At 69.8% G+C, this 16391-nt stretch carries 13 protein-coding genes and 2 pseudogenes (1 of these 15 only partly in view); 2 read left to right on the forward strand and 13 right to left on the reverse strand.

Annotated elements, in window-relative coordinates; genetic code table 11:
* Window positions 1-15 precede the first annotated feature (15 nt).
* From OZ403_RS01440 to OZ403_RS01480, 10 genes and pseudogenes are all read right to left on the reverse strand, one after another.
* Window positions 16-2103 (reverse strand): ATP-binding protein, encoded by a 2088-nt coding sequence (locus OZ403_RS01440; protein WP_140852856.1) that lies wholly within the window; start codon window positions 2101-2103, stop codon window positions 16-18.
* 122 nt (window positions 2104-2225) lie between these two features.
* The gene (locus OZ403_RS01445; protein ID WP_268783297.1) at window positions 2226-3545 is read right to left on the reverse strand and encodes a phenylacetate--CoA ligase family protein; all 1320 of its coding nucleotides are present in this window, start codon (window positions 3543-3545) and stop codon (window positions 2226-2228) included.
* Window positions 3533-4096, reverse strand: a complete 564-nt coding sequence (locus tag OZ403_RS01450; protein WP_268783298.1) for a hypothetical protein — start codon at window positions 4094-4096, stop codon at window positions 3533-3535. The genes OZ403_RS01445 and OZ403_RS01450 overlap by 13 nt, the downstream gene beginning before the upstream one ends.
* 92 nt (window positions 4097-4188) lie before the next feature.
* Window positions 4189-4386 (reverse strand): annotated as a pseudogene (locus OZ403_RS39570) (hypothetical protein); the annotation flags it as partial.
* Between the two features lie 1176 nt (window positions 4387-5562).
* Window positions 5563-5769: pseudogene (locus OZ403_RS39575) on the reverse strand (hypothetical protein); the annotation flags it as partial.
* Complete coding sequence (locus OZ403_RS01460) at window positions 5766-6593, reverse strand: hypothetical protein (RefSeq protein ID WP_174258601.1); 828 nt, start codon at window positions 6591-6593, stop codon at window positions 5766-5768. The gene OZ403_RS01460 and the pseudogene OZ403_RS39575, both read right to left, overlap by 4 nt.
* Window positions 6590-8125: an AAA family ATPase gene (locus OZ403_RS01465; RefSeq protein ID WP_140786759.1), complete on the reverse strand. Its 1536-nt coding sequence runs from the start codon at window positions 8123-8125 to the stop codon at window positions 6590-6592. Before OZ403_RS01465 ends, OZ403_RS01460 begins: the two co-directional genes overlap by 4 nt.
* Before the next feature lie 63 nt (window positions 8126-8188).
* Window positions 8189-8818: a helix-turn-helix transcriptional regulator gene (locus tag OZ403_RS01470; RefSeq protein ID WP_140852861.1), complete on the reverse strand. Its 630-nt coding sequence runs from the start codon at window positions 8816-8818 to the stop codon at window positions 8189-8191.
* A 49-nt stretch (window positions 8819-8867) separates the two neighbouring features.
* Window positions 8868-9236 carry a hypothetical protein gene (locus OZ403_RS01475; protein WP_140786761.1) on the reverse strand — a complete coding sequence of 123 codons (369 nt, stop codon included), beginning with the start codon at window positions 9234-9236 and terminating at the stop codon, window positions 8868-8870.
* 137 nt (window positions 9237-9373) lie between these two features.
* The gene (locus OZ403_RS01480; RefSeq protein WP_140786762.1) at window positions 9374-10450 is read right to left on the reverse strand and encodes a dipeptide epimerase; all 1077 of its coding nucleotides are present in this window, start codon (window positions 10448-10450) and stop codon (window positions 9374-9376) included.
* A gap of 74 nt (window positions 10451-10524) precedes the next feature.
* Here OZ403_RS01480 and OZ403_RS01485 point away from each other — a divergent pair, with 74 nt between their 5' ends.
* Window positions 10525-12600, forward strand: a complete 2076-nt coding sequence (locus OZ403_RS01485) for an ATP-binding protein (protein ID WP_328285499.1) — start codon at window positions 10525-10527, stop codon at window positions 12598-12600.
* 36 nt (window positions 12601-12636) lie between these two features.
* Here OZ403_RS01485 and OZ403_RS01490 read toward each other — a convergent pair whose 3' ends face one another.
* The 3 genes from OZ403_RS01490 to OZ403_RS01500 all read right to left on the reverse strand — a co-directional run bounded on the left by OZ403_RS01490 (window position 12637) and on the right by OZ403_RS01500 (window position 15457).
* A complete protein-coding gene (locus OZ403_RS01490) occupies window positions 12637-13323 on the reverse strand; it encodes a suppressor of fused domain protein (protein WP_140786764.1) in 687 nt (228 codons plus the stop codon).
* An 84-nt stretch (window positions 13324-13407) separates the two neighbouring features.
* Window positions 13408-14607, reverse strand: coding sequence for a GNAT family N-acetyltransferase (locus OZ403_RS01495; RefSeq protein WP_140796988.1), 1200 nt, complete (start codon window positions 14605-14607; stop codon window positions 13408-13410).
* 55 nt (window positions 14608-14662) lie between these two features.
* Entirely contained in the window at window positions 14663-15457 is a 795-nt protein-coding gene (locus OZ403_RS01500) for an acyl-CoA desaturase (RefSeq protein WP_140786766.1), read from the reverse strand.
* Between the two features lie 226 nt (window positions 15458-15683).
* Between OZ403_RS01500 and bioA the strand changes: the two genes are divergently transcribed.
* Window positions 15684-16391: the 5' portion of an adenosylmethionine--8-amino-7-oxononanoate transaminase gene (bioA, locus tag OZ403_RS01505; protein ID WP_140852864.1), read on the forward strand. 624 nt of this gene lie beyond the right edge of the window; only the first 708 of its 1332 coding nucleotides appear in the window; it begins with the start codon at window positions 15684-15686; its stop codon lies beyond the right edge, outside the window.

Here is a 16391-nt window from a genome sequence, read left to right on the forward strand (position 1 = left end):
GTCCGGAATCGTCCGTCAGGGGGCATGGAGGGCCTGCTCCGCGCCCGGGTTGCTGGGCAGCTCCACGGTGAAGGTGGAGCCTCGCCCCAGCCTGCTCTCCACGTGGACCCGGCCGCCCATGGCCTCCACCAGCGTGCGGGTGATGTACAGGCCCAGGCCCAGGCCACCGTAGTTGCGCTCGGACACGGCGCGTTCGAAGCGGCCGAAGAGGCGGGGCAGATGCTGGGGCGCGATGCCGATGCCCTCGTCCCGCACCGTCAGCCGCGCTCCGCCGTCATGCGGCTCCAGGCGGACGTGGATGGGCCTGCCGTTGCCGTACTTCACGGCGTTGTCCACCAGGTTGGTGATGACCTGCTCCAGGCGCAGCCGGTCCCACCGGCCCACGATGTCGAAGTCTCCCGCCTCCAACTGCAAGGAGGAGCCGGTGCGCGCGGCCTGGGGTTCATACCGGGTGACGACGTCCCGGACGAGCGACCCCAGCTCCAGTTCCTCCAGCTCCAGCGAGAGCCGCCCCGCGGAGATGCGCGACACGTCGAGCAGGTCGCCCACCAGCTCCGCCAGCTTCTGCACCTGCCGTGCGCCCACCGCCACGTAGCTCTCCACCAGGTTGCGAGGAACCGGGCCCGGGTGGCGGGCCAGCTCCCGCGTGAGCGCCTGGAGCTTCAGGCTCAGCGGGGTGAGCGGCGTCTTCAGCTCGTGGCTGGCAATGGACATGAACTCATCGCGCAGGCGGATGGCCTCCCGGGCCTCCGCATAGAGCCGGGCATTCTCCAGGGAGAGCGCGGCCCGGTGTGCCAGTTCCTTGGCGAACGCCAGGTCTGACGTCGAGTAGTGCCGGCCGGAGTAGGCGTGGATGAAGCTGAGCACCCCCAACACCTGTCCGCGCGCAATCAAAGGCACGGCGATGAAGGAGACGGGCCCCATCGCTTCCATCACCCGGGCGTGTTCCGCGTTGTGCGCGAGCTCGTGAATGCGTTCCCGGGTCAACCGCTCGATGTGAACCGTCTCCGCCTTCAGCAAGGCGCCCGTGAGGGGATGCCCCGGATTGCCGCTGGGCTGCATTCCGAAGCGGAGGATGTCCTCCGCCAGCGCGTCATCCTCAAGCCGGAAGTGCGCCACCTCCAGCCGCCGGAACGCCCCGTCTGGCTCCGCCACGTCGACGAGGCACCAGTCCGCGAACGTGGGCACCACCAGCTTCGCCATGTTCCGCAGCGTCGTCTCGTCGTCGAGCGACGACGTCAGCACCGCGCCCGACTCCGCGAGGAGCCAGTCACGTGCCTCGGCCAGCTGGAGCTCGTGCGTCAGGGCCTCGGCGCGCTGTCGGGCCCGGACCTGGTCCGTCACGTCGAACCCGAAGCCGACGATGCCGTCGACCTCACCCTGCTCGTTCCGCGTGGGTTGATACACGATGTTGAGATACGTCTCCTGCATCTCGCCATTGGGGGGCTTGCGAGGGAACGGCACCGCATTGCCCGCGAAAGGGACGCCGGTGCGGTAGACCTCGTCCAGCAGGGTGATGAAGCCTCGCGCTGCCGCCCACGGCAGGGCCTTGGTCGCCTCCTGGCCCACCAGTGAGTCCGTCCCCATCAGCGCGTTGTTCATCGAGTTGGAGAAGGAATAGACGTGCTGGGGGCCTCGCAAGAAGATGATGGCGGCGGGCGCGTCCCGGAAGAGCACGTGGAGCCGTTCCTGCCCCGCCTCGGCCTCGCTTCGGGCTGCTCGCTCCCGCTCCAGCAGCCGCGCCCGCTCCGCGTTGGCCTTGCGCAGCATGACGTTCAGCTTCGTCATCAGCAGCGCGAGCGCGAAGAAGACCGCCAGCGAGACGGCCCCTCCCGTGCCCGGCACGAGGTTGAGCAGTGGCTCCAGGAAGTAGAAGTCCACCACCACCACCGACAGGAACGTCGTCACCAGGGCGGGGCCCCAGCCGCCCCACCAGCCGGACACCATCACCGCGCCGAAGAAGAACAGGAACGGGGTGGCTGGGATGAACGACGCCACGCCCGCCTGGATGAGCCACGCCGTGACGAACGCGAGGAGCGCGACGCCATAACGTCCGGCGCGTGAAGCCCAGAGTGGGTGATGTCGTTCTGGACGAGCGTGCATGGTCAGGGGCGGGCTCCCGGCCGGCTACGTGCATCCCGTTGGGGAGGAACCGCGCACTTCTCAGGTAAGCACCGGAACCCACTGCATGACATCTTGCTCGCCGCTCTGTCATGCAAGGCTGCTCAGCGCAGCCTGCGGAACGGTTGTGGCTTGGTGCCCACGGCCAGCGCCGATGCCTCCACGTGACATACGTCCAGGCTGGGCTGCGTCCAACCCAGGTTCCGCAAGGCGCTGCCAAGCCGCTCGCGCAGTGGCGCCACGGCCGCATGGCTCGCGCCCGCCAGCTCCAGCTGGAAGCTCGAGACGTCCACCTGTGTCAGGCGGAAGACACGCAGCGCATGGTGCTTGAACACCCAGGCCAGCGCCCAGGCGTCCACCTCCCGGCCCGAAGGCGTGACGAAGTGGCAGGCCCCTCGTCCGCCGAAGTGCTCCAGCGTCCATCCATGAAACCCACAAGCGCAGGCGTCACGCCTGACGCTGCCCGTATCGCCCGGGAGGTAGCGCAAGAGCGGCAGCACGCTGGGACGCAGCCGTGTCACCACCACCTCGTCCAGTCCGGGCTCCAGCCAGACATCCGGGGCCAGGACGTGGAAGCGGCCTGGAGCCTCGGGCCGCAGGCACTCCCAGGCCAGCGGCCCCGTCTCCGTCGTCGCATAATAGTTGAGGACAGGCGTGGGCACCGCGTTCGCCAGCTCTGCGCGCAGGCCGGCAGGCAGGTGCTGCGCGGAGGTGAGCACCCACTGGGGCGTGGGCACGTCGCGCTGGGCCGCCAGCCACCGCAGGCCTTCCGGGTCGGAGAAGAGCACGGCGGGACGCACGCGGCGCAGGCGCTGGAGCGCGTCCTCGCGAAGGACGGAGATTCGGTGCAGCGCGCCGTCGTGGAGGATGGGCAGGCGCACCGAGTACTCCAGCCCGCCCGGCAGCGCGTCCAGCAGCACCACCCGGGGATGCGAGGGCAGCGCCGCTCCCGCGCGTGCCACGAGGAACCGCAGCACGGCCCACATGTGCAGGCAGTCGCGCCGGTCTCTCACCACGTTCACCGGCGCTCCGGTGGACCCGGAGCTCTTCACCACCACACAATCATCGGCGTCCGCCGGCAGCGTGGGCACCGCGTCCCAGTTCGCGGCCAGGGCCTCACGGTCCAGGAAGGGCAGGTGGCGCAGGTCGTCCAGCGTCTGGAGGTCACCCGGGTGGATGCCCGCCGCGTGGAGCCTCCGGGCGTGGTACGGCGAGTCCCGCAGCGCGTCTCGCAGGAAGGACAACCGAGCGTCCAGGTCCGCACGGGCAGCGTCCTCGTCAGCCAGGGATGCGAAGCGGGCCAGGCCCTCGGCGATGGATTCGGCCCAGGGGATGTGGGGGCGCTGCGAGGAGGTGTCCCGGCGGATGTTCGCGCGAGGCGCGACGCGCAGGTCCGCGGACAGGGCTTCCGTCACTCCCGCCACCCACGCGCCTCCGTGGCGCGCTGCTCCGCCTCGCGGAGGGCCTGCTGGCGTTTGTCCGCCTCCTTCTTCCGGGCCTCCTCCGCGCGCCGCATCTCCGCTTCCGCCTTGCGGTAGTCCAGTTGCTCGATTCGCGCGACGAAGCCCTTCGGGGACTCGCCCTTGCACTCGCCGCCAACGACGCGCACCCACTTGCGAATGAACTCCTCGCGGCGGAAGGTGTTGGAGCGAATCATCTCCGCCGTCAGCGGGGCCACGTCCTGGAAGAAGCGCTGCAGGAGCGTCGTCGCGTCGTCGTTCTCGTTCAGTGTCTGCACCGTCTCCTGCCGCAGCGCCGAGGACACCAGCACGTGCGCGAGCATCACCACCTGCTCCCGCCACAGCGGGGAGCGGGCCCGGTCCTCCAGGGCGCCCCAGTCCGCGCGGGACGGGGGGCGGACCTTCGCGAGCCGGAAGGTGTCGCAGATGATGGCGAGAGCCAGGTCATGCGAATACGGCGACACGATGGGGGCTGCCTCGAGCTGCGTCTGAATCTCGCGGATGTCGAAAGCCATGGGACTCAATTCTCCAGCAATGCCTGGGCGAGGTCGGCGGCAGCCTTCGCGAAGTCGGAGGGCCAGCGCACCACCACCAGCCGGAAACGGCGCTCGCGCAGCAGCGGCGCCAGCGCCTGCCGGGCGCGTAGTTCGTCGGGAACGGCGAGGATGGCCACCACGAGGCGCGAGCGCCGGATGGACTCCAGCACCGGCGCCAGGGGCTTCTCCGCGGTGACGTTCGCCAGGAAGTCGCTGTCGGAGATGATGATGCGCAGCGCATCGGGCCGCTCGCGTGACAGCGTGTCCATCACGTCGAAGGGGAACTGCGTGCCTCCGCCAATGTAGGTCAGCAGGAAGTCGCGCGCCTTCTCCTCGTCGTACATCCACGGCGATACCTGCGGGTTGCCGTGCGAGTACACGATGCCGCGCACCGTGGCCTTCTTCCGCAGCGCGGAGGCGGACAGCACCTGGGCCGCCAGCGTCATCGCGTTGAGGCTCAGCTCCGGGTTGGGCATGGAGGCGCTGGTGTCCAGATAGATTTCCACGGACGGCACGCCCAGCTCGGACGGGGGCGGCAGGTCCGCCTCCAGCTCGCGGCGCAGCGGGGACACCGCGGCCAGGTGGCCCTGCGACAGCACCGTCAAGGTCCAGTCGATGCTGGACGGGTCATCGCCGTACTCCCACGCCTGGGGCGTGGTGCGCAGGTAGGGCTCCGGCTGGGATGGCGTCGAGGGGAGCTTCAGGATGTGCTGGTCCACCAGCCGCCGGTAGTGCTTCGCCACCAGGGCTCGCCGCAGCTTCCCGCCCTGCTTGCCGGGCAGGTGCTCGGTGACGCGGTGGATGGTGTCCAGTTCGTCCTTCTCCTTCGCGCGCGTGCTCAAGGGCTCCAGCCAGCCCCTCTCCTCCGCTTCATCCAGTGCGTCGTCCCAGCGGCTGCTGCCGTGGATGGCGGCATCCAGGTCGTCCACGTCCGGCACGGAGACGTCTCCGCCCAGCGGCAGGCTGAACTCCAGGTCCGCGGGCTTCTCGATGTAGCGGATGAAGGTGGCGCAGAAGTAGAGGAACTGGAGCTTGCCGTTGGGAAGCGCGTAGAAGGTCTGCGCGAACATGCGCGCCTCGGCGCGCACGCCGGGGTATCGCTGCTCCATCGGCTCGAGCTGCGCGGCGGGCACCAGGTTCCCAGGGGGCAGGCCCCACAACTCCTCGTAGATGGCCAGGTAGAAGAAGAACAGCGGCGACATCTCGCCGCCCTGCACGCGCTGGAAGCCCCGGTAAACCGCGCACAGCGCCTCCGCGTGCGTGCGGCCCACCACCTCGTTCACCTGCAAGTCATAGAAGAGGTTGGTGAGGGACTGCTTCAGGCCGGGAACCAGCCGCTGCTCCTGCACGCGCAGCTCCGCGTCCCAGCCCAGCGTGTGCGGGAAGCGCGCGTGGTGGCCGATTTCATGCGCCAGCACCGCCGTGAGGCTGCCAGTGGCCTCCATGGCCTCCAGGAGCTTGAAATTGACGAAGACCTGGCGCTTCGCCAAATCGATATACGCGAGCGGCTCCTGGGCGTGGCTGTCGTCGGGGTGGAAGCCCACATGGGGCTCGGGAGGGCTGAGCTGCACGCGCACGTCCCACAGCGCCAGCGCGTCGCGCCAGCCCGTGGCCACGTCCTCGTGGGTGATGCGCGGCCGCGGCGGACTCATTCCGGGACGAACACCAGCACGTGCTGGGAGGTGTGCAGCGTGGCCGCCACCCGCCAGTCATTGGACACGGTGGCGAACCACGCGTCCGCGCGCGGGTCTTCCCGCAGCGCCTCGTCCAGGTGGGGACTCTCCACGCTCGTCTGCTCGGGCACCTCGCGGCAGCCCATGGCGCCCAGGCTGACGGGCGTCTCCGCCAGCCAGATGCCCTGCGTGGCCGCGTCGCGGCCCGCCACGGCCTGACGGTGCCGGTCATGCACGCACACCACGGTGGGGGACAGGAAGTGCATCGGGCCGGGGAGGAAGCGGCTGTCCTCTTTCGACAGGTCCACCCAGTGCGCCTGGGCCCGCGCGGCCAGCGGCGCGTCGGGCGGCGCCAGGGCCACGGAGGTGGTCTCACGCAGCCGCGCCTCGATTCCCTCCAGTGACGTCAGCTCCCGGCCCACGCGCCAGAAGATGCGCTGGACCCACGGCGGCGCGGACTCCAGGTTCTCCCCCAGGTTCCACAACTGGGCGAACACCTGTGAGCGCTCCTTCGCGGGCACGGCGGCCAGCAGGCGGGGAATCAGGTCCGACCACGCCAGGGTGAAGAAGTTCTGCCGGCCCGCGCTCGCGGGATACAGGTAGCCCAGGCCAATGGCCTCCGCGCCCAACTGGAGGTAGGCGCGCAGCAGCTCCTCGCCCTCCGCGGCCGGTGTCCCCGCCTCGAGCAGGGACTGCCCCAGCCGCTGCGCGGCGCCGCTGGTGAGCTCGTGCCACAGGGCGGAGTCCCAGCGCACGAACCGGGCGCGGGCATTGGCTTCCAACTCGTCGGTGAAGGTGCTCATGGGCGACCGCCCGGGTTCTCCTTCAGCCACGTCGCGTAGTTCCGGTAGCGGCTGTACAGGGACTTGAGGTGGATGACGTCCTCGTAGACGGGGCCGGACAGCTCGCGCTGCGCGAGCAGCACCTTCATCAGCACCGTCACCTGGTTCATGCGCTTCTCGGTGGTGGGCAGGTCCACGCCGGACAGGCCCTTGTCCAGCTCCTGGCGCAGCGCCGTCACCTTGCGCCGGATGGGCTCGTGCGTGTCGTAGTGGCTCATGGCCATGTCGAACATGTTCCGCAGCCAGGCCACGCGGTCCTGGAGGAGCATGCGGTGGCCCTTCACCTCGAAGAAGGCGCTGCGCGGGTTGGGCACCAGCTTCTCGTGCAGCACCCAGGGGGCAATCTGCCGGAAGTCCTCCAGCTCCACGGCGGCGTGGCCGCGGAAGAAGGCCATGGCCTTCGCGAAGTGGAGGATGGTCTGGTACGCGCGCACGCTGACGCCGTTCTCCGTCTGCGAGCAGAGGTGGACCTTCTTGTCCAGCGGGCACTGCTCGTTGCACACCGCGGCCACCGTCTGCCCGGCCAGCTTGAGCGTGTCCTTGTGCTTGAACTCGAAGCGCGGCGAGGCCATGCGGCAGAAGTCGAGCTGCCCCAGGAAGAAGGCGATGCGCTCCAGCACGTCCTTGGGCACCTCCACTTCCAGGATGGAGGCGTAGGCACGCTCCAGCTCGCCCTGCGTGAAGACGACTTCCTTGGGCAGCAGCTCCTCTGGGGACTTGTCCGCCTCCAGGCGCTGGAGGAGCTGGTCCATGAACCCCGAGTTGAACGGCACCGCGCGCACCACCACGTCGATGCGGTCCTTCAGCGCCTCGATGACCTGGAAGGTGCCGCCGCCCTGGTCGTCGTTGGCGGTGAGGAACCAGGACGAGCGGCCCGCGTAGACGTACTGGTCCATCATCTCCGCGTAGCCCTCCGCCATGAGGGACAGGAGCGCGGACTGCGTCTTGGTGGGGATGCGGTTGTACTCGTCGATGATTTTGACGCGCTGGCCAATCCACTTGCGCCAGCTCACCTTCACCGCGGACAGGTCCTCCGCCTTGAGCATGTCGGAGGGCAGCGGCGCGCCCAGCAGGTCCGCGATGGAGAGCTGCGGATGGCCGCGCTGGATGCCGCGGTGGACCTCGTCGCGGCCCATACCGGACAGCAGGGCCATGAGGATGGCGGACGTCGTCTTCCCGCGTCCCGGTCCGCCCACCAGCAGCGCGCGCCGGCAGGTGAAGAGGGTGAGCAGGGGGATGAGGACGAACGAGCTGTAGCTGGTGTCCTCGGGGAGATGGAGCTCGTCACCCGCGGGCGTCTTGAGGGACGCGGACGAGCCGAACTCCAAGTCGTAGTAGGGACAGATGACGGCGTTGTTGGTGATCCACCAATACGCCTGCCGCATCTTGTCGTGGAGGCTGCCGCCGTCGCGCTCGGAGAGGTGGACGTTGAGCTGCTTGTCCGCCGTCGCGCGCCCGGTGAGCAGGCGCGTCACCCAGTCCTGGTTGGCCATGCGCGCCGGAGCCTATCACCCGGGGTGGATGGGACGTAGCGCCGCCGCGTGGCGGCCCGATGCCTACAGGGTGACCAGGCCCAGCTTCGCCGCGCGGACCACGGCCTCCGTGCGCCGCTGGACGCCCAGCTTGGCGAGCACGGCATTCACATGGAACTTGGCGGTGTGCTCGCTGATGTCCAGCCGGTCCGCGATGGACTTGTTGGACAGCCCCTCCGCGAGCAGCCCGAGCACCTCGCGCTCCCGCGGCGTGAGCGCGTCCGGCGTGGTGGCCTGGGCCGGTAGCGAGGCACGCGGCGTGGCGCGCAGCTCCGCGAGCGCGGGGTCGAACACGGCCAGCCCCCGTGCCACGGAGAGCAGCGCGGCGACCAGGGCGGAGGGCTCCGCGTCCCGGAACAGCAGGCCCCGCGCGCCCGCGCCCAGCGCCGCCTCGCCCGCGGCTTCATCCACCACCAGCGCGAGCACCGGTGCGCCCAGGTCGGGACCCTCCACGTTGGACGGGCGCAGGCCGGTGTCCCACAGCACCACGTCGGGTGGCTCGCCGGGTTGGGATTCCAGGTCCACCTGCGTCCCGGCCGCCACCTCGAAGTGCACGCCTGTCTGGTCGCTCAGCGCCCGGGAGAGCGCCCCCCGGGCGAGCGGGTCCTCTGAGACGAGGGACAACCGGAGCGGTGAGGTGGATGCGGCCAGCACGGGACTGCTTCACTAACCGGCCCCTGCGGCCGACGCTGTCCCAGTGCGCTCAGGGCCCTCGCAGCCGCGACATGAGCAGGAAGCCCACGGCGAGCGCGAGGAGCACGCCCACCACGGCCCACAAGGCGACGGAGCACCCAGGGGATGGCTTCGAGACGATGGGCAACTTCTGTGTCCGGAGGTCCTCGGTAATCTGCGCGAGCAGCCCTGCGTCGTAGGACACGGGCTCGCCCTTGCGAATCTTCCGGCCCATCGCCTCCAGCTCACCCCCAGGCAGGTAGCGCTCCGTGAGCAGCAGGCTGCGCGCCTGGAGCTCGCGTTCGGTGCCGTGGGCGGCGGGGTCCAGTCCGCAACCCGTGCAGGGGGTGAACGCGCCCACCTTCGAGTTGCCACACCGCACGCAGACAGCCAGGGTCATGCGCCTACCCTAGCGCGAATGCCCCACGAGGCGCGGCCCGCCATCCCTCACGGGCCGCTCGCGGGCGTCACGTCAGGGGGCCAGGTTGCTCATGTGCTGGCGGATGCGCACTACGGACGTGGTCATCGCGGCCCGGCTCAGGCCAGCGTGACGCCGTGCCCGGGCGCATCCGTTGGCAACTCCAGCCGTGCGCCCGCGTACCGGGCTCCGCCCTGGAAGGGGTGGCTCGCGATGAACAGCGGCGTATCCAGGTCGGCGTAGGTGAATCCCCCCAATCCGGCGGCCAGGTGCGCCGAGGCGGACATGGCCAGCACGCTCTCCACCATGCCGCCCACCATGAGCTCCAGGCCCGCCGCGCGAGCGAGGCTCCACATCGTCAGTGCCTCGACGACGCCGCACTTCATCGTCTTGATGTTGATGGCATGCGCGGCGCCTTCCCGGATGAGTCGCAGCACGTCCTTCGCCGAGCGCGCCGACTCATCCGCGCACACCGGCACGCGCGAGCGGCGCGTGAGCTCCGCCATGCCGGCCACATCATGCGCGGGCACGGGTTGTTCGAAGAGGGCCAGGGGGACGTCCGCGCGTGCCAGTTCCTTCAGGAAGGCGAGCGCCTCGGCCACGTCATAGCCGCCGTTGGCATCCGCGAAGAGCCGGGCCTGGGGCGCCACTTCATGGATGGCCATCAATCGTGCCGCGTCCTCAACGGGCGGTAGCGCCCCGACCTTCACCTTCAGCGTGGTGATGCCCCGCGCCAGGATGGCCTGCGCGGACTTTCGCGCATGGGCCACGTCTCCCGCGGTGACCGTCATGTCGATGTCCAGCGCGGCCTGCGCGCCGCCCAGCATCACGTACAGCGGAACGCGGTAGTGCCGAGCCAGCGCATCGAGCAGCGCCGTCTCCACGGCGCACCGGGCGGAGGGCGCCAGCGCGAGTGAATCCCCCAGCGCCTCGGACGCGGGCCGCCACGCGCGAGCGTCTCGTCCCACCAGCCCCGCGCGCACCTGTTCCAGGGCGGCCAGCGTACTGGCCTGTGTCTCTCCACTGACGGCGGGGAAGGGGGCGGCCTCGCCCAGGCCCTCGGTGCCGTCCGCCAGGGTGAGCCGCACCAGGACGTTCTCCGCGGCGTACTGCGCGCCGGTGGCGATGGCGAAGGGCTCGGTGAGCGGGAGGTGCAGTGGCTCGAAGTGGACGGCGGTGATGAGGGTGGGCGTCATGGGCGGCCGAGGAGCCTAACCGCCCGGGCCTCTCGTGCGCGCGCCACGCCAAGCGGCGGTTGGCCGACAGACACATGGGAACTGATACTGATACATGTCTGCCCCGTGTACTTGTGACGGCCACGCATTCGTGTCGACATGGAGCCATTCTGAACGACCGATTCCAGGCGGCTCCGGCGCCCGACATGGATGTGCTGCTCGTGGCGCTCGAGGAAGCGGAGCGGCACCAGCCCGAGGGCTGCATGGTGTTGCACGCCGTGCGGGACGCGGCCGGAGCGCTCGTCGACTTCCAGTGGGCCTGGGCGAATCCCGCGGGTGCGCGCGTCCTGGGGCACGCCGCCCCGGAGTCGCTGCGAGGCCGGCGGCTGTGTGAGCTGATGCCGGGCTCGGGATTGGCCGCCCGGGTGGACCTGCTTCGGGACGTGGTGGAAGCGGGGCGGCCGGCCGCCGACAGCTTCCAGGAAGGGGATGCGTGGCTTCAGGGAACGGCGGTGCCGCTCCGGGACGGTGTATTGCTGCGCCTGCGTGACATCACCAGCGCACTGCGGTTGGAGGAGGGCGTCCGCGAAACCCTGGACTGGGTGCGGAGCATGCTGGAGGCCACGCCCGACGCGTTCTTCACGGTGGATGCGGACTGGCGGGTCACCTATGTGAACCACGAGGCCGCGGCCCTCAGCGGGCGTTCGCAGGAGCAGCTCTTCCGGCAGATTCTGTGGCAGGCGTGCCCGGAGTTGCTGGGCACGCGGATGGAGCGGGAGCTGCGCCGAGTCGCGAGCGGCGCGGGCCACACCATCTTCGAATGGCGCGCCACGCCTGGCCGCTGGCATGAGGTGCACGCCTGGGGCGCCAACGGCAACGTGTCCATCTTCGGGCGGGACGTCACCGCCAGGAAGCAGGCGGAGGCGGAGCGGGATGTGCTCCTGTCGCGCGAGCACTCGGGCCGCCTGGAAGCCGAGGCCCTGGTCCACGAGCGCACCCGCGAACTCATGGCAGCGCGCGAGCGACTGGTGCAGTCGGAGAAGCTGGCCATGGCGGGACAGCTGGCGGCGGGCGTGGGGCACGAAATCAACAACCCGCTCTCCTATGTCGTGGGCAACCTGCAGTTCGCGCTGGATCAACTCGAGCCCCTCGCGGCGCGGGGCGAAGTGCGTGAAGCCCTGGCCCGCGCGCTGGGCGAGGCGATGGAGGCCCTGCGCGAGGCGAAGGAAGGCGCCGAGCGCATCCGCACCACCGTCCGTGACTTGCAGACCTTCGCCCGCGCGGAGGAGCCGCAACTGTCACCCGTGGACGTGCACGCGGCGCTGGAGTTCGGCCTCTCCATGGCGATGCCGCACCTTCGCCACCGGGCCCGCGTCGAGAAGCGCCTGGGCCCGGTGCCCACGGTGATGGCGCACGAGACGCGGCTGGGGCAGGTGTTCCTCCAACTGCTCGTCAACGCCGCGCAGGCCATTCCGGAAGGGGACGTGGCGCGCTACCAGGTGACGCTCTCCACCTGGAGGGACGGCGCGACGGTGGTGGTGGAGGTGGCGGACAACGGCCACGGCATGGCGCCCGAGGTCCTGGAGCGCGCCTTTGAGCCCTTCTTCACCACCCGTCCCCTGGGGGAGGGCGCTGGACTCGGCCTGTCCACCAGCCTGGGCCTGGTGCGGGGCATGGGCGGCGAGCTGTCGGCGTCGAGCGCGCCGGGGCTGGGCAGTGTCTTCCAGGTGCGGCTGCCCACCACCGACGCGGACGCGGCATCCGTGCGGGTGGCGGAGGACAAGGCGCTTCCCGGGCGGAAGCGGGTGCTGGTGGTGGATGACGAGCCGCTGCTCGCCTCGGTATTGGGCCGCATCCTCGGCGCGCGTCACGAGGTGGTGGTGGTCCACAGCGGGCGCGAGGCGTTGGACACGCTGGCGCGCGACGCGGACTTCGACCGCATCTTCTGTGACTTGATGATGGGGGACCTGACGGGGATGGACGTGTACGACACGCTGTCCTCGCGTCAGCCGGAGCTGCTCGCGCGCTTCGTCTTCATGACGGGCGGAGGCTTCTCCGAGCGGGCACGGACCTTCCTTCAGTCGGTTCCGGTGCCGCGCATCGAAAAGCCGTTCGAGCTGGGCGTCCTGCACGCGCTGGTGGAGGACGCCCCGCCGCGCGCCGGTACTTGAGAAGGGCGGCCGGCGCGCGCATCGGAAGCGGTGTGACTACAGCTTCACTTCTTCCCGATCGGGCTGGGTGATGTAGCCGGAGCCCGCAGCCACCAGCTTGGCCATCAGCTTGTCCATGCCGTTGGAGCGGGCGAAGGCCATCTCGTTGCGGGTGGCGCCCACCAAGGTGAGCAACTGCACCTTGCCGCTGGGGAGCACGAAGTGGTCGGGCCGGGACGGGTCCCGGACGAACACGAAGCCGCTCAGCTTGGACTCGCCACCGTCCAGGGAGCCTTCCACCGGGTAGCGGTGGCCCATGGCGAAGGCGCGCAGGGACACGAGGTTGTAGGCCATCATGTCCAGCAGCCGGAACACCGGCCACTTCGCCTCTTCGGGCGTGTGGATGACCATCTCGTAGCCCAGCCCGCTGGGCGCGTCGTCGGGGATGTCCTCGCCGGGTGCCGCGGTGAAGGGGTTGGACAGTCCACTGGTGACATAGGTCCAGTAGGGGTAGCTCTCGCTGGGCGGTGAGACGCGCACGCCCATGGGACCCCAGTTGGGGTCCGCTTCCTGGACCTGGGCGAGCTCACTCTCCATCCACGCTTGGATGGCATCCGTCTGGTCGAGCGTGAAGACGCCTTCGTCAATGGCGCCGAACATCTTCGGATACTCGACTTCATCGCGGTCCGCCCAGCAGTCCTCGTACCACTGGATGAAGTCTTCGTCCGTCTCCGGGGCTTTCATGGCGATGACACTCTAGAGGCTCACCCCGGTTTCACAACTTCAAGTCGCGGAGAGGCCTCTTCAGGCTGACAGTCCGGGGGGCGTTCAGGTGCCGGTGGCCCCTTGGGTGCCCGGGGAGGCGGCCAGGGGCCAGGGTTTCAGCCCGCAGATTCGCTCGGCCTCCTCCACGGCGGGCGCCAGCCGCGCGTGCTCCCGGCGAAGGAAGCCCCGCACCGCCCCGTCCAGCGTTCTGTCGAAAATGAGGTGGGCGCTGTGCACGGCGGTGGGCTCGAAGCCTCGAGACACCTTGTGCTCACCCCCGGCGCCCGGCTCGAACACCTTGCGGCCGGTCCGGATGCAGTCCTCCACGGAGTGGTACAGGCAGACGTGGAAGTGGAGGAAGGGGTGCTCCTCGAAGGCGCCCCAGTAGCGGCCATAGAGGCGCTCCGGGGTGGCCAGGTTGAAGGCGCCGGCGATGACCTGCTGGCCGCGCACCGCCTCCACCAGCTCCACCGAACCGGGCATCGTGCGGAAGACCCGCGCGAAGAAGTCGGGGGTGAGCTGAATCTGCCCCCAGGCGTGGCGCTCGCAGGTGGAGGTGTAGAATCCGTAGGCGCGCTGGGCGTGCACCTGGGAGAGCTCGTCGCCGCGCACCGTGCGCAGGGTGATGCCCTGGGTGGCCGCGGCCCCGCGCTCGCGCTTGAGCTGGTTGCGGCGCTTGGAGTCGAAGCGCGCCAGGTAATCGTCGTAGCTGCCGTAGCCCGGGTTCTTCCAATGGAACTGGAGGGTGATGCGCCGGGCGAGCCCCTCGGCCTCCAGGAAGTCCGCCTCGTCCCCCGTCGGATACAGGACGTGGACGGAGGAGCAGCCCGCCTCCTGGGCGCTCCCGGCGGCGGCGGCAAGCAGGGCCCGGCGCAGGGCGGGGACGTCCTCGCCCGGGGCGATGAGGAAGCGGGGCACGGTGGCGGGGGACAGCGGCCCGCCCACGACGAGCTTCGGGTAGTACTCGACGCCGAGGCGGGCGGCGGCATCCGCCCAGCCGAAGTCGTAGATGTACTCGCCCATGCTGTGGAACTTGAGGTACGCGGGCGCGGCGGCCACGAGCTTGGGGCCGCGCCACAGCGTGAGGTGATGCGGCGCCCAGCCTGTCTCCTCGGTGGCGCTCCCGCTCTCCTCCATGGCCGCCAGCCAGGCGTGCCGGACGAAGGGTGGGGCGTCGGGGCCGACGAGCGCGTCCCAGCCTGCGGCCGGGGCATCAGTCACTGCTTCGAGGATGCGGAGGCGGAGCGGGGTATCGGCGGGCACGGGGGCACTCTTAACGCGCCCCGCACGTGCCCGCCGTGTGTTGCTGGCCTGTCCGTCAGGCGGCCCGAGCGGCGCCCCCGGCCCGTGTGGCCTCGCGGGCCTCCGGCCAGACGGCTCGCTGCGGGGTGGCGATGCGGATGATGCGCAGCAGGGCCAGCACGCGCATCACCTGCCACGTGGGGTCCAGCTCGAACTTCCTCGCCGCGAAGTTGGGGCTGCTGCCGTACTTGTGGTGGTTGTTCTGGAAGAGCTCCCCCATGCAGAGGAAGTCCATGGGCAGGGAGTTGCGCGACTTGTCGGTGCTGTCGAAATTCCGGTAGCCGTACTTGTGGCCGCACCAGTTGACGATGGCGCCGTGCACCGGGCCCATGAGGAAGTGCAGGGGCAGCAGCAGGAACTGCCAGGGCGAGGTGGCGAACATCACGTAGAAGGTGGAGTAGAAGGCCACCCAGCCCAGGGTGGCGAACCATGAGGTGCGCAGCGTGGTGTCCACGAGCGGCCACTCCGGGTAGCCACCCAGGAAGCGGGCCTCGGGTTGACCGCGGCCGGCCGCGTAGTCGTCGTAGCGCGCCTTGGTGTGCCACATCATCCGCGCCACATCCTTGAAGAAGTGGGGCGAGTGCGGGTCCTTCTCGGTGTCGGAGAAGGCATGGTGCTCACGGTGGAGGATGGCGTACGCCTTGGGCGACAGGTACGACGAGCCCTGCACCAGGTAGGTGAGCAGGTGCATCACCCGCTCCGTCTTCGGCCCCATGGTGTACATGCGGTGGGCCGCGTACCGGTGCTGGAAGAAGCTCTGGAAGAACACGCAGAGCAGCCAGTGCGAGACGAAGAAGATGAGGACGGCCATTCGAGTTCCCTGGTCAGTGACTGAACCGGGGTAACACCGGGCATGTCATGGCAGCGTCACGCGGGATGGAAGAGCGGCGGCCCTGCCCCGCGGGGCGACAGGCCCGCTCGCTTCGCTTCAGGAGTCCATCAGTAGAACGCGCCGTGGCATGACATGACGCGCGGCGGCGCGGCCCGCTCTTCCGGTACGGAAGGGGGGCACGGAGCTCCAGGAGAGGAGTACACGCGTGAAGCGGGCGGACATCGTCGGATTGGACAAGGCGCACGTCTGGCATCCCTACACGGCGATGGAGGCCTACATCGCGGAGACGGATCCACTGGTGGTGGTGCGCTCGGAAGGGGCGTACCTCCATGACGCGGACGGCACGCGCTACTTGGACGCCAACGGTTCCTGGTGGGTGTCCACGCTGGGCCACCGTCACCCGCGCCTGATGCGCGCGCTCGCCGAGCAGGCCGCCGCGCTCCCACACGTCTCCCTGGCGGGCATCACCCACGAGCCAGCAGCGCTGCTAGCGTCGGAGCTGGCGGCCATCGCCCCCGGTTCGGACCGCCCGGACCTTCCCGCGTCCGAGCGCCTGTCCCGCGTCTTCTATTCGGACAACGGCAGCACGGCGGTGGAGGTGGCCATCAAGATGGCGGCCCAGTACTGGGCGCAGAATGGGCAGCCGCGCCGCACCCGCTTCATCACCCTGTCGGGGGCGTTCCACGGCGAGACGATGGGCGCCACCAGCGTGGGAGGCGTTCCCCTGTTCCGGGAGGTTTTCGGCCCCCTGCTCTTTGACGTGGTGCACGTCCCCTCTCCGGCGGAGGAGGGGGGCTGGGCACGCGCCTTCGCGCAGGTCCAGTCCACCTTGCGCGCTCACCCCGAGGAGATTGCAGGCGTCATCCTGGAGCCGGTGCTGCAGGGCGCGGCGGGCATGGTGATGTACTCGCCA

It is taken from the genome of Myxococcus sp. NMCA1 (assembly GCF_026810205.1).
GTDB lineage: Bacteria > Myxococcota > Myxococcia > Myxococcales > Myxococcaceae > Myxococcus > Myxococcus xanthus_A.

Excerpts from the sequence above, each read along its gene's own strand:
- OZ403_RS01460 (WP_174258601.1), bottom strand. The coding sequence starts at position 6,593 with ATGAGCACCTTCACCGACGAGTTGGAAGCCAATGCCCGCGCCCGGTTC.
- OZ403_RS01500 (WP_140786766.1), bottom strand. The coding sequence starts at position 15,457 with ATGGCCGTCCTCATCTTCTTCGTCTCGCACTGGCTGCTCTGCGTGTTC.
- OZ403_RS01490 (WP_140786764.1), bottom strand. The coding sequence starts at position 13,323 with ATGAAAGCCCCGGAGACGGACGAAGACTTCATCCAGTGGTACGAGGAC.
- OZ403_RS01480 (WP_140786762.1), bottom strand. The coding sequence starts at position 10,450 with ATGACGCCCACCCTCATCACCGCCGTCCACTTCGAGCCACTGCACCTC.
- OZ403_RS01440 (WP_140852856.1), bottom strand. The coding sequence starts at position 2,103 with ATGCACGCTCGTCCAGAACGACATCACCCACTCTGGGCTTCACGCGCC.
- OZ403_RS01450 (WP_268783298.1), bottom strand. The coding sequence starts at position 4,096 with ATGGCTTTCGACATCCGCGAGATTCAGACGCAGCTCGAGGCAGCCCCC.
- OZ403_RS01465 (WP_140786759.1), bottom strand. The coding sequence starts at position 8,125 with ATGGCCAACCAGGACTGGGTGACGCGCCTGCTCACCGGGCGCGCGACG.
- OZ403_RS01485 (WP_328285499.1), top strand. The coding sequence starts at position 10,525 with ATGGGAACTGATACTGATACATGTCTGCCCCGTGTACTTGTGACGGCC.
- OZ403_RS01475 (WP_140786761.1), bottom strand. The coding sequence starts at position 9,236 with ATGACCCTGGCTGTCTGCGTGCGGTGTGGCAACTCGAAGGTGGGCGCG.